Raw genomic sequence first — 17,116 nt, forward strand, 5'->3', positions numbered from 1 at the left:
CGAGATTCCAAGAGAGTACATTCATGAAAAAGATTAAATGTGCAATGATCGGTCCAGGTAATATTGGTACGGATTTGCTTTACAAGTTACAACGCAGCGAATGGTTAGAGCCAGTGTGGATGGTGGGGATTGACCCGACCTCTGAAGGTCTGGCACGTGCTGCAAAAATGGGTTTAAAAACCACCGCTGAAGGTGTGGATGGTCTTCTGCCTCACGTGATTGCAGATGATATTAAAATTGCATTCGATGCAACGTCTGCTTATGTACATGCTGAAAACAGCCGCAAGCTCAATGAACTTGGCGTACTGATGATTGACTTAACGCCTGCTGCGATCGGTCCATTCTGTGTACCACCGGTCAACCTTGAAGCATTGCTTGCGGGTGGCGAAGTACCAAACGTAAACATGGTCACCTGTGGTGGTCAGGCAACGATTCCGATGGTTGCTGCAGTTTCTCGCGTTCAACCGGTTGAATATGGTGAGATCATTGCAACGGTATCGACTAAATCAGTAGGTCCAGGTACACGTAAAAACATTGATGAATTTACCCGTACCACTGCCGGTGCCATTGAGAAAGTGGGCGGCGCGAAACAGGGTAAAGCGATTATCATCATCAACCCGGCTGAGCCACCACTGATGATGCGTGACACGGTTCACTGTCTGGTAGAAGGTGAACCGGATCAAGCGGCGATCACTGAATCTGTACACGCAATGATTAAAGAAGTTCAAAAATATGTACCGGGTTACAAGCTTGTCAATGGTCCAGTTTTTGATGGCAACCGCGTGTCAATTTACTTAGAAGTTGAAGGGCTTGGTGATTTCCTGCCGAAATATGCGGGTAACCTTGACATCATGACTGCTGCTGCAGCACGTACTGCAGAGATGTTTGCAGAACACGTATTCAATAAAGACGCTTAAGGAGCAACCACATGTCTAAGATTATTGTTCATGATATGACTTTGCGTGATGGTATGCACCCACAGCGCCATCAAACCACTGTTGAGCAAATGATTGCGATTTCAACAGCACTTGATGATGCAGGCGTACCTTTAATTGAAGTCACGCACGGTGACGGCCTTGGCGGTTCATCCGTCAACTACGGTTTTGCTGCTGCGACTGACGAAGAATATTTAACAGCTGTTGTACCACGTATGAAGAATGCAAAAATTTCTGCATTACTTCTACCTGGTATCGGTACGGTTGACCATTTAAAAATGGCGCATGAAATTGGTGTTTCTACTATTCGTGTTGCAACGCACTGTACAGAAGCGGATTGCTCAGAACAGCACATCACTGCTGCGCGTAAGTTAGACATGGACACAGTGGGCTTCCTAATGCTTGCTCACATGGCGACTCCTGAAAAACTGCTTGAAGAAGCAAACAAGATGGTGTCTTACGGTGCAAACTGTATCTATGTCACTGACTCAGCAGGCTATATGCTTCCTCAAGATGTCATCGATCGTGTTGGTCATTTACGTCAACACTTGGACCCAAGCATTGAGCTCGGTTTCCACGGTCACCATAACTTGGGTATGGGTGTATCGAATACGGTTGCTGCGGTACAAGCCGGTGCAGTACGTGTTGACTTGGCATCTGCAGGTTTGGGTGCGGGTGCGGGTAATACACCACTTGAGTTGTTCATTGCGGTTGCAAACCGTATGGGCATGGACACTGGCGTTGACTTGTTCAAAGTACAAGACGTTGCTGAAGATCTGGTCATTCCAATGATGCACAACCCGATCCGTGCCGATCGTGATGCAGCAACTTTGGGTTATGCGGGTGTGTATTCTTCATTCCTGCTGTTTGCTAAACGCGCTGAAGCAAAATATGGCGTTTCTGCACGTGAAATCCTGATGGAGCTTGGTCGTCGTGGTACGGTCGGTGGTCAGGAAGACATGATTGAAGATTTAGCATTAACCATGTCTAAAGCGCGTGAGTTACAAGCTTAACTTTTAATCGCTCAGTATTAAAATAAGTTTGATAAAAAAGCATCCAAATTGGGTGCTTTTTTATTTTAAATGAGACTGATTAATATATTAAAACTCTGGGGTGAGATGTTTTAGTGATAATATTGTAGGGCGATTATTTTGGCTTTATATTTTCCTTAAACATAAAAACGATAAATAAAAAATGGCTGCTGAAAGATTTTAAAAAATTTACTCTTATTAATAGAAGAAACAAAAGTTTGAATTAAATATCTGGTCAATTTTTTATTTTAATTAATCGTTTTAAAATCTAAGCGATTGGTTGCTTGAGGAGAGGTCTGAAATATCGGCCGATGAAAGCAGAAAATCTTAATACTGTGGTCGGATTTTTTATTTAAATCGACTTGCGCATGATGGCGACATAGATTTTATCTGTTAAATGGGGAACTCATGATGCGTCGTCAAAACTTATGGATAGCAATGTTTGCTGCGATAGCAACTTTAGGAACAACTGCAGCGAATGCAGATTTTATTGACGACAGTAATGTGCAATTAAAATTTAAAAATTTCTATTTAGATCGCCAGTATCAAGATGATGCTTCATCACGTAACTGGGGTTCTTGGTCACAAGGGGTGACTCTGGATGCCAAGTCGGGTTATCACGATATTGGCGGTGGGATAAAGGTCGGTGCTGATGTGCTAGTTCAACATGCAGTTAAATTCAAAGGTCGTGATAAGAATCCGGATTGGGTTTTACCGCATGATGGCAAGCAATCAAAAGACCATTTCGGTAAAGTCGGTGCAACCTTAAAAGCCAAGGTTTCAGAAACCGAATTAAAAGTTGGTGAATTACGCCCAGTGTCGCCAGTTTTAGTGTTTGATCCATCGCGTCAGTTGTTAACAACTTATAGCGGTGCATGGTTAGAGTCGAAAGAGCTTAAAGATACTAAGCTTACACTGGCTTATATTGACGGGATTAACAACCGTTATGACAACCAGTTCCGTGATTTAACCAAATTTAATCCACCACAATTTGATAATGGTGCAGAAGCGGATGGGATGTGGATTGCCGGTATAGATCACCAGCTGACAAAAGAGTTGGGTGCAAGTTATTGGTATGCCGATGTTCAAGACATTTACCAGCAGCATTATCTGGGTGTGAGTTACAAAATCGGGTTAGGTGAAAAAACCAAATTAGATAGTCATGTGCGTTATTTCAATAACTCCGAATCTGGCGATAAATTATATGGTGAGATCGACAACCAGGCATTATCGGTAGCTGCAAAAATCAATCATGGTACGCATACGGTCGGTGTGGGTTATCAGCAAATGTTTGGTGACAGTGCATTCCCGACATTGGGAGGCTGGGTGCCACAGCCTTATTTGGCAAACTGGGGAGTCGCAACTTTCACAGCGCCGGAAGAAAAGTCATGGCATGTGTCTTATGGTTATGACTTTTCTGAAGTCGGCTTGAAGGGACTAAATGCAACAGCGATTTATTTCAAAGGCTATGATCAGCAAGGTACCGGAGCATATCAAGGTCAGAACTTCAATACGGATGAAGTGAATGCAATCGTCAATTACACTGTGCCAGAAGGTAAATTAAAAGGTTTAGGCGTACAGGGCATGTATATTGATGTGAATTTTGCAAATCCAGCAAAACCAGACCTTCAGGAATACCGTGTAGCAACCACTTATACCTATAAGTTCTAATTCTGCTGCCTTGATCAAGAGCGCTATCCGGTGTAGCGCTGTTTTTCTATCTGCACATAAACTAAATCCTGAAAATAAATAAGGATTTTGATATTAAAATAACCATATAAAACATAAACTTAAATTATATTTATTTTGTAGTGTGCAATCGTAATTTTGTATCAGTTGACCCGTCTTGAGCGGTTAAGATAAGGATGTAAAAAAGTCATTTTAATGAGTCAACTTGACGTCGAATTCTTGAAAAGAGAGGGACACGCAAGCGAAAGACTGTAAGAGGAAGTAATATGAGCACTGTTCAAATCCCTGACTATCAAACAGATCCGTTCTTTGGCTTGGAAGACAAATGGATTGAAACTGCTGAAGGTGAGCTGACCCATTACCACGAAATTGGTGAAGGTACGCCTATTCTATTTTTACACGGTTCAGGCACAGGTGTATCTGCTGCGGCAAACTGGTGGTTAAACCTGCCACAAATTGGTGAGCAAGCACGTTGCATCGCGATTGATACCATTGGTTATGGCCAAACTGTGGTTGCGCCAAACACTGAATATGGTATTCGTGCCTGGGTAGACCATGCGATCCGTACGCTAGATGCTTTGGGTATCGAAAAAACCTGGTTAGTGGGTAACTCTTTAGGTGGCTGGTTGGCATTCCAGTTGGCACTGGATTATCCAGAGCGCGTTTTGGGTATCGTGTCTATGGGTACGGGCGGTGCGAAACAGACTGCTGCACTTAAAGCGCATGCAAACCCGGTGTTGACTGAAGAAGGCATCAAGAAAACCTTGTCAATGTTTGTGGTAAATAAAGACTTGATCACGGATGAACTGGTTAAAGTTCGCTTTGCTTCTGCTGCAAATGACTATGCATCAAATCGTTTGATGGATGTAGTTGGCGCACGTGACCGTGACCGTTTCGAATTCCCGCTTGATTTCGAAAAAATGAAAGATATTACTGTGCCAGTGTTATTGATTCATGGTACGCAAGACGTGGTCATTCCAGTATCACGTACTTGGGACATCCTGAATGTGGTTCCAAATGCTGATGCGCACATCTTCAGCCAATGTGGTCACTGGTCTCAAGTTGAGAAAGCAGACGAATTCAATACTGTGATCAAAAACTATCTTGCTGTTCACGGCGTAAAATAATTTTACCGTGTTTTAAAAAGGGATGGCTTCGGTCATCCTTTTTTTGTGGGCAAAATATTGAACAGAATGTATTTAAGTGCATATGATTCTCATTTGTATAGGTTGATGTAAAAATCTAATTATTTTTAGCAAGTTATTAAATTTAAGCCGAGAAAAAACTGACTTAACTTTTATTAGACTTAAGTTGTAAATGAAGGGAGTTTAGGGTGAAAAACAGGCAGTATTAGCCTAGATCAGGCGACCAATTAAGGAGCTACAGATTGATCCTTTATCAAAAAATAGAATTTAAAATAAATTTTTTAGCAAAAAATGATAAAACAAAAAAGCACATGCTACTCAAAAGTTGAATGGCATATGCTTGATCGGGGATGGAGCGGGATTAGTCCTGTTCGTCGCGGTTAATGTCCAGATAAAACACCCGAGTTAATAGCTCAAGGAATTTGGTTACCGCATAGGATTTGTTGTTTTTGTGGTAACTGACATACAGATCCAGATATGGCAGTTCCACGTCCAGAGGGCGAATTACGGTATTGTCCATGGTCAGCGGTACAATATAGCCCGGTAATATGGTGCAGCCCAAGCCAATACCAATCGAGTTGATATTGAACAGGATGTTATCCGCTTTCTGTACGATGTTGAGCTCAACATTATTGGCTTTGGCAAAGTCCAGAATGGCATGATGCAAAGTATGTGACTGCTCTGCTGATGGAATAATAAAATCAATACCATTCAATGCTTTAACTGGAATTCTCTCGTATTTTGCCAATGGGTGATCTTTAGGTAATATAAAAATCAAAGGCTCACGAATCACAAACTGGCTTTCAATTTCATCACTATTGAAGTTATGACGGGTAAAAGTCAGATCCAGATCGCCTTTTTTCAACAGACGCATTTGTTCATTATTGTTCAGGCTGAGCAATTCAATTTTTAAATCCGGATTTTGCACACGCAGATTTGGCAAGATATACGGGAAGATTTTCATCTCGGCCACCGGAACAAAACCAATCCGTAGCATTTGCTGCTTGGCTTGTGACACCTGACGTGCCATGGCAACGGCCTTGTCTGCTTGTGCCAGGGTCAGGCGCGCCTGTTCCAGAAATACGGCACCTTCTTCGGTCAGCTCCACTTTACGTTTGGTTCGGTTGAGTAGCTTGACGCCGACATCTTCTTCCAGGTCTTTGATTTGCTGGCTAAGTGAGGGTTGAGCCGTATAAAGTTTAAGTGCTGCCTTACTAAAGTTCAGTTCTTCAGCAACGGTGATAAAGTAGCGAAGGTGTCGTAATTCCATGTCATCAGCCCGAAGAGTAATCCAAAAAATGTCTTACTATAATTTCATAGAAGTATAATCTATAAACAACTATGTCGTGAAGGTTATTTTGATATTTAGAAAGTAAATACTCTTGAGATATTTATTAATGTTTTAATATCAGAACAAGCACGTGGAATAATTGCTTAAAGCTATTAATTGAAACAAAAAAAATATTTCCCCAAAATCAATCCAAAATCCATTATCCATTCGAATTGAGTCTATTTACTTTGTGCCTTGATGGGTCACAGGAGAGCTTTTCATGAGTGGAAAAATTGATGTGCGTGAAATCGACGCTTTAGTCGATGCACAAAATGGGCGTATCACTCCATCTATCTATACAGATCCAGATATTTACGAATTAGAACTTGAACGCGTTTTTGGCCGTACTTGGTTGTTCCTTTGTCATGAAAGCCAGATTCCAAAGGCGGGTGACTTCTTCAATACCTATATGGGTGAAGATCCGATCATCGTGGCACGTCAAAAAGATGGCTCAATCAAAGCATTCTTAAACCAGTGCCGTCACCGCTCTATGCGTGTGAGTTTCGCAGACTGTGGTAATACCCGTGCATTCACTTGCCCATACCACGGCTGGTCTTATGGCATTGACGGTTCTTTAAAAGACATTCCGCTTGAAGAACGTGCTTACCCACAAGGTGCATGTAAAGAGCAATGGGGCTTGGTCGAAGTGAATCGTGTCAAGTCTTACAAAGGTCTGGTATTCGCTTGTTGGGATGAAACCACACCTGATCTTGAAGAATACATGGGCGATATCGCCTGGTATCTAGATGGTGTACTTGACCGTCGTCCAGGTGGTACAGAAATTATCGGTGGTGTACACAAATGGGAAATCGAGTGTAACTGGAAATTTGCAGCGGAACAGTTTGCATCTGACCAATATCATGCCTTGTTCTCTCATGCATCTGCGATCCAAGTCCTTGGCGCAAAACCAGATGATGAAGCATCGAAAAAACTTGGTGCTGCACAAACGGCTCGTCCAGTCTGGGAAACGGCTAAAGATGCACTTCAGTACGGTTCACGTGGTCACGGTTCAGGCTTCTTCTTTACAGAAAAACCAGATGCAAACGTATGGGTCGACGGTGAAGTAGCCAACTACTTCCGCGAAACTTATGAAGAAGTAAAAGAGCGTTTAGGTGAAGTCCGTGCCCTGCGTCTTGCAGGTCATAACACCATGTTCCCGACCTTGTCTTGGTTGAACGGTACGGCAACGCTTCGTGTATGGCACCCACGTGGTCCAAACAAAACTGAAGTATGGGCATTCTGTATTGCGGATGCTGAAGCATCGCAAGAAGTCAAAGAAGCATTTGAACGTTCTGCAACGCGTGCTTTCGGTCCTGCTGGTTTCCTAGAGCAAGATGACTCTGAAAACTGGATCGAAATCCAAAAAGTTTTACGTGGTTATAAAGCCCGTCAAAACAAACTCATTATGGAAATGGGTAAAGGCAACGAGAAAATCCGTGAAGACGGTATTCCGGGGATCACCAACTATATTTTCTCTGAAACTGCAGCACGTGGCATGTACCGCCGCTGGGCAGATTTATTGATCCATGAAAAATGGGAAGACGTTGAAGCAGCAGCTGACGCATACGAGAAGGAGCTTATGAAATGAGTCAAGTGAGTTTAGAACTTCATCATCAAATCAGTCAGTTCCTGTATCGCGAAGCAAAATTGCTGGACGACTGGAAATTCCGCGATTGGTTGGATACCTTGGCTGAAGATATTTCTTATACGCTACGTACCACACCAAACGCGCAAACCCGTGACCGTCGCCGTTCAGTTGAGCCACCGACGACTTGGGTATTCAACGATACCAAAGACCTTTTAGAGCGTCGTGTCGCACGTCTTGAAACCGGTATGGCCTGGGCTGAAGAGCCTCCATCACGTACCACTCACATGGTGAGCAACGTGATCGTAGAGCCAGCTGAAGTTGAAGGCGAATACGACGTATATGTAACCTATTTGCTATATCGTACGCAAAAAGAGAAAGACATTGTCATTTACTGCGGTAAACGCCATGACAAGATCCGTAAAGTTGAAGGCGGCCTCGGCTTCCAGATCTTCAACCGTAGGATCATGCTGGATCAAGCGACCTATAGCTCACATAACCTGAGTGTATTCTTCTAATGAATAAGATTTTTGTTTGCCAAGTTGACGAATTAGACGAAGGCGAAGCGCTAAAAGTAGATTGCGGCGTGAATGGTATTGATGCATTGGCAGTATTCAATAACGGTGGTGAGTTCTTCGCAATGAACGACCGCTGTTCACACGGCAATGCGTCTATGTCTGAAGGTTATCTGGAAGACGACGGTACAGTGGAATGTCCACTTCATGCTGCACGTTTCTGTTTGAAAACAGGTGAGGCACTTTGCTTGCCAGCAACTGATCCAATTCAAACATTCCCGGTAGTGGTTGAAGACGGCGCATTATATGTAGAGATGGCAGGAGAGTAATCATGGGTTGGCTACAAGGCGAAGTTGCACTTATTACCGGTGGTGGTTCAGGCTTAGGCTGGGCGCTAGTGGAACGTTTCCTGGAAGAAGGTGCACAAGTTGCCGTTCTTCAACGTTCAAAAGCAAAAGTGGAGGCATTAAACGAACACTTTGGCGGTAAAGTTCTTGCGATTGAAGGCGATGTAGCCAGCTATGCAGACAACGTTCGTGCAGTGAATGCCACTGTAGAGCGTTTCGGCAAACTCGACTGTTTCGTCGGCAATGCCGGGATCTGGGATCATTATGCCGATATCGTCAATACCTCTGGTGAGCAGCTGGAAAAAGCCTTTGACGAGATTATGGGGATTAATACCAAGTCGCTCATTCTCGGCGCGAAGGCTGCACTGGATGCATTGATCGCTTCTGAAGGTTCTATCATATTTACTTTGTCTAATTCGGCACTGTACTCCGCTGGCGGAGGCCCTGTATATACTGCATCTAAGCATGCAGGGGTGGGTATTATGAAAGAATTGGCCTATGAGCTTGCGCCTAAAGTACGAGTGAATGCGGTTGCACCGTCAGGTATGAATGTGAATATCAAAGGCGCAGCGTCGCTCGGTCAGGAAAATGTTGGCCTGCTCGATGCACGTGATCCTGAGAAAATTGCACGTGGTATGCCACTGAATTTCTTGCCTGAACCGGAAGATATGACAGGTTCATACGTACTCTTGGCATCTCGTCAAAATAACCGTCCTTTGACTGGCGTTCTGATCAATGCAGAATGCGGTCTGGGGATTCGTGGCTTACGTCAGCCCCGTGCCGGTTTCTTTGACGAATAAAAATCTGCTTTTAAAAATCTCCCCTTCCCCCTCTTTATAAAAGAGGGAGAAAATCTCCCTCCTTTTTAAAGGAAGGATGGGGAGGATTTAAGTCTTCCTTTTTGGAGTCTCTCATGGCCGTTAAACTTATTTGTGCATCGCACAGTCCGTTAATGGAATTTGCTTCACCACAGGAAAAGCGTAAAGAACAAGCCGTTCGTGATGCTTTTGAAAAACTCTCTGCTGAAGTAAAAGCTTACGACCCAACCCTGATCATCACCTTTGGTCCTGACCATTTTAATGGTTTCTTCTATGACCTGATGCCAAGTTTCTGTGTCGGTATTCGTGCCAAAGCTGCGGGTGACTGGGATTATGGTAAAGACAATGATCACATTGATGTACCTGAAGACAAAGCATTAGGTTTGGTTCGACGTGTACTCGATGAAGGTGTCGACGTTGCATATTCTTACCGTATGCAGGCGGATCATGGGGTGACTCAGCCATTGCACTTCCTGTGTGACGGCAAACTCGATCGTTATCCAACGATTCCAATTTTTATTAATGGCGCTGCAGCACCGATGCCAACCCCCAAGCGTACCATTGCTTTGGGCCGTGCTGTAGGTCAGTTTATTAAATCTTTAAACCTTGAAAATGAGCGTGTCCTTGTTTTAGGTACAGGTGGTCTGTCGCATGATCCACCCACACCGCAAATGGGTTCGGTTCCACCACAAGTAGAAGAATTCCTGATTGCAGGTCGTAATCCAACGCCTGAAGCACGTGAAGCACGTCAGGGCAAAGTCATTGCAGTCGGTCAGAAACTGGCAGCAGGCGATACTTCGGTTGCAGTTCCTTTAAATGCTGAATGGGATCGTGCACTGCTTGAAACCTTCAAGAACGCTGATTTTGCGACCTTAGAAGCCATGACAGAAGATGAAATTCGTCGTGACGGCGGTCGTGGTGGTCAGGAAGTCCGTTCCTGGATGGCCGCATTTGCAGCCTTAAGCGAAATGGGCGAATACGACATGACAACACACTGCTATGAAGATATCAGTGAATGGATTGCGGGCTTCGGCATCGTATCTGCAGAGTTAAAAGGTTAATTGACATGAGCAACATCGAAACCATCGTAATTGTAGGGGCTGGCCAGGCAGGTGCAAGCGCGATTTTAGAACTTCGTGGCAACAAGTACGCAGGTAAAATCATTCTGATTGGTGATGAAACGCATCTTCCTTATGAGCGTCCGCCACTGTCGAAAGATGTGATTCTAAAACCTGAGGACACCAAGATTGAAATTCTGTCAGCAGAAAAACTGGCTGATCTTGGCGTGACCACCATTCGTGGCAATGGCGTGACTCAAATCAACGCGACCGCGAAAACGGTTGAACTTCAAAATGGTGATGTTGTTGCTTATGACAAATTGCTTCTCGCAACAGGCGGTGCCGCGCGCCGTCTGCCAAACTTCGATGCGTTAGGCAAACATGTTTATACCTTGCGTAACCTTGAAGACTCACAGGCATTGGTTCCTGTATTGCAAGCAGGTCAACGTATTCTGCTGATCGGTGGCGGTGTGATCGGTCTTGAACTGGCATCCTCTGCGCGTTACAAAGACTGTCAGGTGACTGTGCTTGAGCAGGGACCAATGGTGATGGGTCGTTGTTCACCGCGTATTTTAAGTGAGTTTCTGCTTGAACAACATCGTCTGGCAGGCGTAGATGTTCGCTTAAATACTCAAGTTGCAGCTTGCCGTTTAGATGGTGAAGAAATTGTGGTGACTTTAGCTGATGGCGAAGAGTTACGTGCTGATGCTGTAGTTTATGGAATCGGAATTGTGCCAAACGCACAGCTTGCCATTGCAGCCGGTTTAGATGCTGATCTAGCGATCAAGGTCAATGAAAATTGCCAGACTTCAAATGCCGATATTTATGCAGCAGGCGATGTCGCGACACAACTTCGTGAAGACGGCGAATTCCGCCGTGTCGAGACTTGGGAAAATGCCAATCTTCAGGCAGGCATTTTTGCGCGTCATGTCATGGGTGTCGAACATCCAAAAGCCAATCCGGCCTGGTTCTGGACCGATCAGCTCAATATCAACTTCCAGTTTGTCGGTGATATGGCAGCGACCCAATGGCTGGTTCGTGGCGACATGGATGCAGCCAAAGGCGCAGACAATTCATTTGTGATGTATGGTGTGACAGATGGTCAAATCGTTGCCGGTATTACCGTCAATGCGGCCAAAGAAATGCGTCATCTGAAAAAAATGATCAGCAAGAATACGGCTTTTGAAGCTGAAAAACATTTGGATCTGGCACAAGACTTACGCAAAATTGCTTAAGTTGTATTGAGATATCTTGGAACAGACCTATGTTTTGCATAGGTCTGTTTTTTTATGTTTATCGAATACTCTCTATATGATCACTACCTCAAGTTTCAGTTTTGGTTTGTATTACTTTGCGTAGGTAATGCCTCACTTTTGAGAGATGAGCCATACATGGCGCAAGGTGACAAAAATCTTTTTCTAAACTGAGGATATGTCCATATATCCCAGTTTAGCGGCGGCATCCATGCCGCAATCAGTATTGTCGATTGTGGATTTGAACGAGAAGTTAGTTCAACTCTTTCTGATTAACTTTAATTGAGTCTTTTATGAATTCAAATTCATCTCCCATGCTGGTGACGGCAAGTATTTATGCTTTACTGGTGCTGATTTGGGCCGCAACGCCTTTGGCGATTGTCTGGAGCGTGGCCGAGATTCACCCGATGTGGGTACTGATCATTCGCTATTTTGGCGCATCGATTATTGCGCTATTCCTGCTAAAAATCATGCGTGATCCTTTGCCTTTTGACAGCACCTCAATGAAAAGCTATCTGGCCGGCAGTCTGAATTTAATCGGTGCACAGCTGTTTATTTATCTGGCAGCCAATTATCTGACCTCAGGTCTGATGGCCCTGATTTTTGGTTTTTCGCCGCTGATTGCCGGTCTGATCGGGCATGTGATCTTAAAAACTCATCAGTTAGTGTGGCTGCAATGGTCGGGTATGGCTGTTGCCATTGCCGGACTGAGTTTTGTATTTTTAGATTCGGCAGACAGCAAGGTGAATCCTTGGGGTGTGGTGCTGATGCTGATCAGTATGGTGTCCTATATCAGTTCAATCTTCTGGGTCAAACAGATCAACGCACCTTTAAGCCCAATGTCACAAGCGACAGGTTCATTGCTGCTATCAGCAGCCGGTTCACTGCTCTTGATTCCATTTATCTGGCAGCATATGCCGACCCAGTTGCCTGGCACACAGGCGCTGATCGGGTTTGTATTTACCATGATCATGTCCTCGATTGTGGCGATGCTGTGTTATTTCTGGCTGATTCGGCGTTTAAATGCTTCAACAGTATCTTTGAGTAATGTCATGACGCCAGTCATCGCACTGGTACTTGGTGCGACTCTGAATCATGAAATCATCAGCAGTCATGCCTTTGCAGGAATTGCCGTGGTGATGTTCGGCATCATTATGTACTTTTGGAAAGAGTGGCGTGAGCAATACTTTTCCAAGCGCTAAATCTGTAGCAAATCAAAAGGGCGAAAGCCCTTTTTTATGCTTTAAATTTTTTAGATGAAAGAAGTCTATGGCTACATCCGTTCACAAGAGTTTAAGCAAGTTTATTTAGCAGATTGGCCAAATGTTAAAAATAGTAGATGTCATCGTCCGCACTCTCAATCGTTGCATAACTCAGGCATGCACGATCAAATCAGCACATTATGAGGATAAAATTTTGGCTGAAATCAGCAGAGTAGGGCTTGGTATGATTTTGTATTTTTTAAAAAACTGCATGCATCATGTCTTTCTCGATAGTACCCCTAGTCCGGCCAGCCAGCAGGCTATCAGAGCGCTATTTTTTTGCTAAAATAACAAAAACATACATGATTGTCTGTGATGGATTTCATACTATACTCAAGTGCGCCTGTTTTTAGTTTGTATGCTCATTAAAAGATGCGTCGCCTGACCATTTCAAGCGGTTGCTGTCTTGCATATAGCGAATAATAAATAGTGGATGTTTATGCAAGATCTTCTCAAAACTAAAAAATTTCAGTTAACCACGGAGTCCAGCTGGAAACATCTCTGGTCTAAGCCGGTATTTGAGTATCTGCATTCAGATCATTTCAATGGACAACAGTTTCGTAATCTCGAGCATCCTGCTCGGGCGCACAGTCGTTTTGACTTATATAAATGGCTCATTACCCGAAAATCCAAAAACTGGAATATCAATCTCGATGCAGAACGTGCCGAGTTTTTTGCGCGACCGCGTGCATTGCCACAGCAGCGTCCCGATGCGCCTTTAGATGACTGGCAAATCTGGTTTATTGGTCACGCCACTGTGCTCATTCAAATCGGGCCTTATAATTTCCTGACCGATCCGGTCTGGGCTGAATATGCCAGTCCTTCTGCATCCACTGGCCCGCAGCGGGTCATTCCTGCCGGTATTGCGCTAGATGAACTGCCACATATTGATGCTGTGTTGCTCAGCCATAACCACTATGATCATATGGATCTGGCCACACTGGAATGGTTGCATAGCACATTTGAAATGCCAATTTATACCGGACTGGGCAATGCCTGGTATTTGCCAAAGCACTATACCGTGCATGAGATGGACTGGTGGGAAAATGCATTTTTTGAAGAAATCCGCATTGTCTATACGCCGGCACAGCATGCCTCGGGGCGCGGTATGCGTGATCAGAATTGTGCTTTGTGGGGTGGCTTTTCCTTATTGCATGGTCAGGAACATTGTTTCTTTGCCGGAGATAGTGGTTATGCCTCGCATTTTAAAGAGGTTCGCAAGCGTCTGGGTGCGCCCCGAATTGCCTTGCTGCCCATCGGTGCCTATGAGCCGCGTGCACTGATGCGTGCGATTCATATGAATCCGGAAGATGCATTTCATGCACATCAGGACTTGCAGGCCAAATGCTCACTGGCGATTCATTACCGTACTTTCCAGCTCACTGATGAAGATCGGGATGCGCCAGAGCATGAATTGCATGAAATTATCAAACATTCTTCCAAGCTGATTAATCCGTTTTACTGCGTACATGAAGGCAAACGGATTATTGTCTAATGGCTTCACGCTGTTCTTGCTTGATGAGTTGAATGGCAAGCACAGAAAGCATCAGCCAAACAGCATTTCACCTATGCCAGAAAATCCAACCAAGACTTTGGCCAGTACCCGCTCAAAGCCCAGATTTTGCCAGATTGTGATTTCAGCAGGGGACTGAAACAGTATTTTTGGAATCAGTCCTTGATAGAATCAGCGTATTGCCAAGCTTAGCTGAATGGTGCGAAGCGCTTGGGTGAAAACGGGCTCAGAATTCACGAATAGCATTTTCCAGAAAATGGTGTTTATTTTCGCTAGATGGAATCAGGCAATAATCAGTTTTACCAAATAGCTGATAGCGCTTTAAAGCAATCCCACGATACAGAAAGTCGCGGATAAAACGCGGCATTAAATAGCCTGTACTCATTAAATTCAACGGAAAACCGAGATGCTGCATGACTTTTAACAGGGCAGTGGATTCGGTATAAAGTGTGCCAGCTTGGATGACGAGCATCGTGCTGTAATGTGCAGTGGACATCTGGTAATGCTCGAGCAGGGCAACACCTAAAGGGGATTGGGCAGAGACCAGTTTAAACTGTATCTTGTTATCGTATTGAATCAAAAATCGTGCCCAGCCATTACAGATCACACAAACAGCATCAAATAAAATGATGTCGTGTTGTTGAATGATGTCTTCAATATCTTTGCTCATCGTTATATTTTTTCTAGTGACGTATTATTTGTATACTGCTTGATATCACACTAAAAAACCACCCGAGGGTGGTTTTTTATATATCGCTAAGGCAGCTTAAAGCAAGCTGGCTAAGCCTTTGGCTGGATCGGTTTCACGAGCAGCCTGTGCATCTGCCACTGTCATGCCGAGTGCTTGTGCTACGCCTTCGCCATAGGCCGGATCGCAACTATAACAATTGCGGATGTGACGGTATTTAATGAAATCTAGTGCATCACCCATCGCGCCAGCCGTGTTATTAAACAAGGCCTGCTTTTGTTCATCATTCATCAGGTTGAACAGGGCACGTGGCTGGCTGAAGTAATCGTTATCATCTTCACGGAAATCCCAGAAATCGGCAGCACCGGTGATTTTTAGTGGTGGCTCTCTGAATTCCGGTTGCTCCTGCCATTGGCTGAAACTGTTCGGCTCATAATGTGGCAAGGAACCGTAGTTGCCATCCATACGACCCTGACCATCACGACGGTTAGAATTGACCGGACAGCGTGCAGCATTGACCGGAACCTGTGAGTGATTCACGCCGACACGGTAACGCGCGGCATCGGCATAGTTAAATAAACGTGCTTGTAACATCCGGTCCGGCGAGTAGCTGATGCCCGGTACCAGATTGCTGGGTGCAAAAGCCGCCTGTTCCACATCCTGGAAATAGTTTTCCGGATTGCGGTTCAGTTCGAACTCACCGACTTCAATCAGTGGATAATCACCTTTCGGCCAGACTTTGGTCAGGTCAAATGGATGATAAGGAACGGTTTCAGCTTCCAGTTCCGGCATCACCTGGACATACATTTTCCATTTTGGATAATCACCACGTTCGATGGCATCAAACAGGTCAGTCTGGCTGCTTTCACGGTCTTTAGCGATTAATGCTTCAGCTTCAGCATCGGTGAGGTTCTGGATGCCTTGCTGGGTGCGCATATGGAATTTCACCCAGAAGCGTTCATTATTGGCATTGATAAAGCTAAAGGTATGGCTGCCAAAACCATGCATGTGACGATAACCGTCTGGAATACCACGATCCGACATGACAATCGTAACCTGATGCAAGGCTTCAGGCAATAATGTCCAGAAATCCCAGTTATTGGTGGCACTGCGCTTGTTGGTTTTCGGGTCGCGCTTAACGGCTTTGTTCAGATCTGGAAACTTGCGCGCATCCCGCAGGAAAAATACCGGGGTGTTATTGCCGACCAGATCCCAGTTGCCTTCTTCAGTATAGAATTTTAGGGCAAAACCACGGATATCACGTTCTGCATCGGCAGCACCACGTTCACCGGCAACGGTAGAGAAACGCGCAAACATTTCAGTTTTTTTGCCCACTTCAGAGAAGATTTTAGCGCGGGTATATTGGCTAATGTCATGGGTCACGGTAAATGTACCAAAAGCACCTGAACCTTTGGCATGCATACGGCGCTCAGGAATCACTTCGCGAACAAAGTTAGCCAGTTTTTCATTCAGCCATAAATCCTGAGCAAGTAATGGACCACGTGCACCTGCGGTCATACTGTTCTGGTTGTCGACCACAGGCGCACCCGCTTCAGTGGTCAGGTGGGTAACAGGGCATTTTTTAAAATCTTGGCTCATTTTTCCTCTCCAAGTTTTGAATATCTTGTAGCGTTTATCCAGTATTTATAAAATATTGAGTTATCTGCGAAGGGCATCAGGTTTTACTCTATTTTCAATATCTTGATATAAATACTGTTAGCGCACAAAGTGGAATTCACAGGATATAATTGAGTGATATCACTCAAAAAATATTTTTAAAGTTAATAAAGTCTAAAATATTGAAAATTAAATGGTTACTTTTTAAAAGTAGCCGGTTTTCTACTCTTTGACAATATCAAATTCTCTATATTTTAGATAACTCAAATAATGAATCGGATTAAACGAAAATAACAATCTTCAAGTCCCTCATATGTTTTTATCCAAGGA

General features: G+C 44.3%; 15 protein-coding genes and 1 pseudogene. 12 read left to right on the forward strand and 4 right to left on the reverse strand.

From position 1 onward, the window contains the following. The first annotated feature begins 23 nt into the window (after positions 1-23). From FTU90_RS02420 to FTU90_RS02435, 4 genes are all read left to right on the forward strand, one after another. On the forward strand, positions 24-917 hold the full coding sequence (locus FTU90_RS02420; protein ID WP_004278526.1) for an acetaldehyde dehydrogenase (acetylating): 894 nt from the start codon (positions 24-26) through the stop codon (positions 915-917). Between the two features lie 11 nt (positions 918-928). Next, the gene (dmpG, locus tag FTU90_RS02425) at positions 929-1,948 is read left to right on the forward strand and encodes a 4-hydroxy-2-oxovalerate aldolase (protein ID WP_004278525.1); all 1,020 of its coding nucleotides are present in this window, start codon (positions 929-931) and stop codon (positions 1,946-1,948) included. A gap of 429 nt (positions 1,949-2,377) precedes the next feature. Continuing rightward, a complete protein-coding gene (locus FTU90_RS02430; protein ID WP_180071923.1) occupies positions 2,378-3,637 on the forward strand; it encodes an OprD family outer membrane porin in 1,260 nt (419 codons plus the stop codon). A gap of 284 nt (positions 3,638-3,921) precedes the next feature. After that, positions 3,922-4,782 carry an alpha/beta fold hydrolase gene (locus FTU90_RS02435; RefSeq protein ID WP_005095425.1) on the forward strand — a complete coding sequence of 287 codons (861 nt, stop codon included), beginning with the start codon at positions 3,922-3,924 and terminating at the stop codon, positions 4,780-4,782. A 379-nt stretch (positions 4,783-5,161) separates the two neighbouring features. On the opposite strand, the gene hcaR is transcribed toward FTU90_RS02435, so the two are convergent. Further along, positions 5,162-6,070 carry a DNA-binding transcriptional regulator HcaR gene (gene hcaR / locus FTU90_RS02440; RefSeq protein ID WP_005172878.1) on the reverse strand — a complete coding sequence of 303 codons (909 nt, stop codon included), beginning with the start codon at positions 6,068-6,070 and terminating at the stop codon, positions 5,162-5,164. A 280-nt stretch (positions 6,071-6,350) separates the two neighbouring features. Here hcaR and hcaE point away from each other — a divergent pair, with 280 nt between their 5' ends. From hcaE to FTU90_RS02480, 8 genes are all read left to right on the forward strand, one after another. Further along, the gene (gene hcaE, locus FTU90_RS02445) at positions 6,351-7,718 is read left to right on the forward strand and encodes a 3-phenylpropionate/cinnamic acid dioxygenase subunit alpha (RefSeq protein ID WP_005095430.1); all 1,368 of its coding nucleotides are present in this window, start codon (positions 6,351-6,353) and stop codon (positions 7,716-7,718) included. Next, positions 7,715-8,233, forward strand: a complete 519-nt coding sequence (gene hcaF / locus FTU90_RS02450; protein WP_180071899.1) for a 3-phenylpropionate/cinnamic acid dioxygenase subunit beta — start codon at positions 7,715-7,717, stop codon at positions 8,231-8,233. Before hcaE ends, hcaF begins: the two co-directional genes overlap by 4 nt. Then, the gene (gene hcaC / locus FTU90_RS02455; RefSeq protein WP_005095433.1) at positions 8,233-8,559 is read left to right on the forward strand and encodes a 3-phenylpropionate/cinnamic acid dioxygenase ferredoxin subunit; all 327 of its coding nucleotides are present in this window, start codon (positions 8,233-8,235) and stop codon (positions 8,557-8,559) included. Before hcaF ends, hcaC begins: the two co-directional genes overlap by 1 nt. Positions 8,560-8,561: 2 nt before the next feature. Continuing rightward, positions 8,562-9,377: a 3-phenylpropionate-dihydrodiol/cinnamic acid-dihydrodiol dehydrogenase gene (hcaB, locus tag FTU90_RS02460; protein WP_005095434.1), complete on the forward strand. Its 816-nt coding sequence runs from the start codon at positions 8,562-8,564 to the stop codon at positions 9,375-9,377. Positions 9,378-9,490: 113 nt separating this feature from the next. Beyond that, entirely contained in the window at positions 9,491-10,456 is a 966-nt protein-coding gene (locus tag FTU90_RS02465) for a 3-carboxyethylcatechol 2,3-dioxygenase (RefSeq protein ID WP_074383973.1), read from the forward strand. Between the two features lie 5 nt (positions 10,457-10,461). Then, positions 10,462-11,688 carry a 3-phenylpropionate/cinnamic acid dioxygenase ferredoxin--NAD(+) reductase subunit gene (hcaD, locus tag FTU90_RS02470; protein WP_005172868.1) on the forward strand — a complete coding sequence of 409 codons (1,227 nt, stop codon included), beginning with the start codon at positions 10,462-10,464 and terminating at the stop codon, positions 11,686-11,688. Between the two features lie 311 nt (positions 11,689-11,999). Further along, positions 12,000-12,908: a DMT family transporter gene (locus FTU90_RS02475; RefSeq protein WP_100534656.1), complete on the forward strand. Its 909-nt coding sequence runs from the start codon at positions 12,000-12,002 to the stop codon at positions 12,906-12,908. Positions 12,909-13,407: 499 nt separating this feature from the next. Then, complete coding sequence (locus FTU90_RS02480) at positions 13,408-14,463, forward strand: MBL fold metallo-hydrolase (RefSeq protein WP_074383975.1); 1,056 nt, start codon at positions 13,408-13,410, stop codon at positions 14,461-14,463. Between the two features lie 54 nt (positions 14,464-14,517). On the opposite strand, the pseudogene FTU90_RS16230 reads toward FTU90_RS02480, so the two are convergent. The 3 genes and pseudogenes from FTU90_RS16230 to FTU90_RS02495 form a co-directional block, all read right to left on the reverse strand. After that, positions 14,518-14,718: pseudogene (locus tag FTU90_RS16230) on the reverse strand (DoxX-like family protein); the annotation flags it as partial. Further along, on the reverse strand, positions 14,708-15,151 hold the full coding sequence (locus FTU90_RS02490) for a thiol-disulfide oxidoreductase DCC family protein (protein ID WP_180071900.1): 444 nt from the start codon (positions 15,149-15,151) through the stop codon (positions 14,708-14,710). The gene FTU90_RS02490 and the pseudogene FTU90_RS16230, both read right to left, overlap by 11 nt. Before the next feature lie 96 nt (positions 15,152-15,247). Next, positions 15,248-16,768: a catalase gene (locus FTU90_RS02495; protein ID WP_180071901.1), complete on the reverse strand. Its 1,521-nt coding sequence runs from the start codon at positions 16,766-16,768 to the stop codon at positions 15,248-15,250. Positions 16,769-17,116 lie beyond the last annotated feature (348 nt).

It is taken from the genome of Acinetobacter sp. YH12200, from assembly GCF_013418175.1.
Taxonomy (GTDB): Bacteria; Pseudomonadota; Gammaproteobacteria; order Pseudomonadales; family Moraxellaceae; genus Acinetobacter; species Acinetobacter pseudolwoffii.

Coding starts and splice junctions, on each gene's coding strand:
- hcaE (WP_005095430.1), top strand. CDS start 6,351: ATGAGTGGAAAAATTGATGTGCGTGAAATCGACGCTTTAGTCGATGCA.
- FTU90_RS02465 (WP_074383973.1), top strand. CDS start 9,491: ATGGCCGTTAAACTTATTTGTGCATCGCACAGTCCGTTAATGGAATTT.
- FTU90_RS02475 (WP_100534656.1), top strand. CDS start 12,000: ATGAATTCAAATTCATCTCCCATGCTGGTGACGGCAAGTATTTATGCT.
- hcaR (WP_005172878.1), bottom strand. CDS start 6,070: ATGGAATTACGACACCTTCGCTACTTTATCACCGTTGCTGAAGAACTG.
- FTU90_RS02420 (WP_004278526.1), top strand. CDS start 24: ATGAAAAAGATTAAATGTGCAATGATCGGTCCAGGTAATATTGGTACG.
- FTU90_RS02480 (WP_074383975.1), top strand. CDS start 13,408: ATGCAAGATCTTCTCAAAACTAAAAAATTTCAGTTAACCACGGAGTCC.
- FTU90_RS02495 (WP_180071901.1), bottom strand. CDS start 16,768: ATGAGCCAAGATTTTAAAAAATGCCCTGTTACCCACCTGACCACTGAA.
- FTU90_RS02430 (WP_180071923.1), top strand. CDS start 2,378: ATGCGTCGTCAAAACTTATGGATAGCAATGTTTGCTGCGATAGCAACT.
- FTU90_RS02435 (WP_005095425.1), top strand. CDS start 3,922: ATGAGCACTGTTCAAATCCCTGACTATCAAACAGATCCGTTCTTTGGC.
- dmpG (WP_004278525.1), top strand. CDS start 929: ATGTCTAAGATTATTGTTCATGATATGACTTTGCGTGATGGTATGCAC.
- hcaB (WP_005095434.1), top strand. CDS start 8,562: ATGGGTTGGCTACAAGGCGAAGTTGCACTTATTACCGGTGGTGGTTCA.
- FTU90_RS02490 (WP_180071900.1), bottom strand. CDS start 15,151: ATGAGCAAAGATATTGAAGACATCATTCAACAACACGACATCATTTTA.
- hcaC (WP_005095433.1), top strand. CDS start 8,233: ATGAATAAGATTTTTGTTTGCCAAGTTGACGAATTAGACGAAGGCGAA.
- hcaD (WP_005172868.1), top strand. CDS start 10,462: ATGAGCAACATCGAAACCATCGTAATTGTAGGGGCTGGCCAGGCAGGT.
- hcaF (WP_180071899.1), top strand. CDS start 7,715: ATGAGTCAAGTGAGTTTAGAACTTCATCATCAAATCAGTCAGTTCCTG.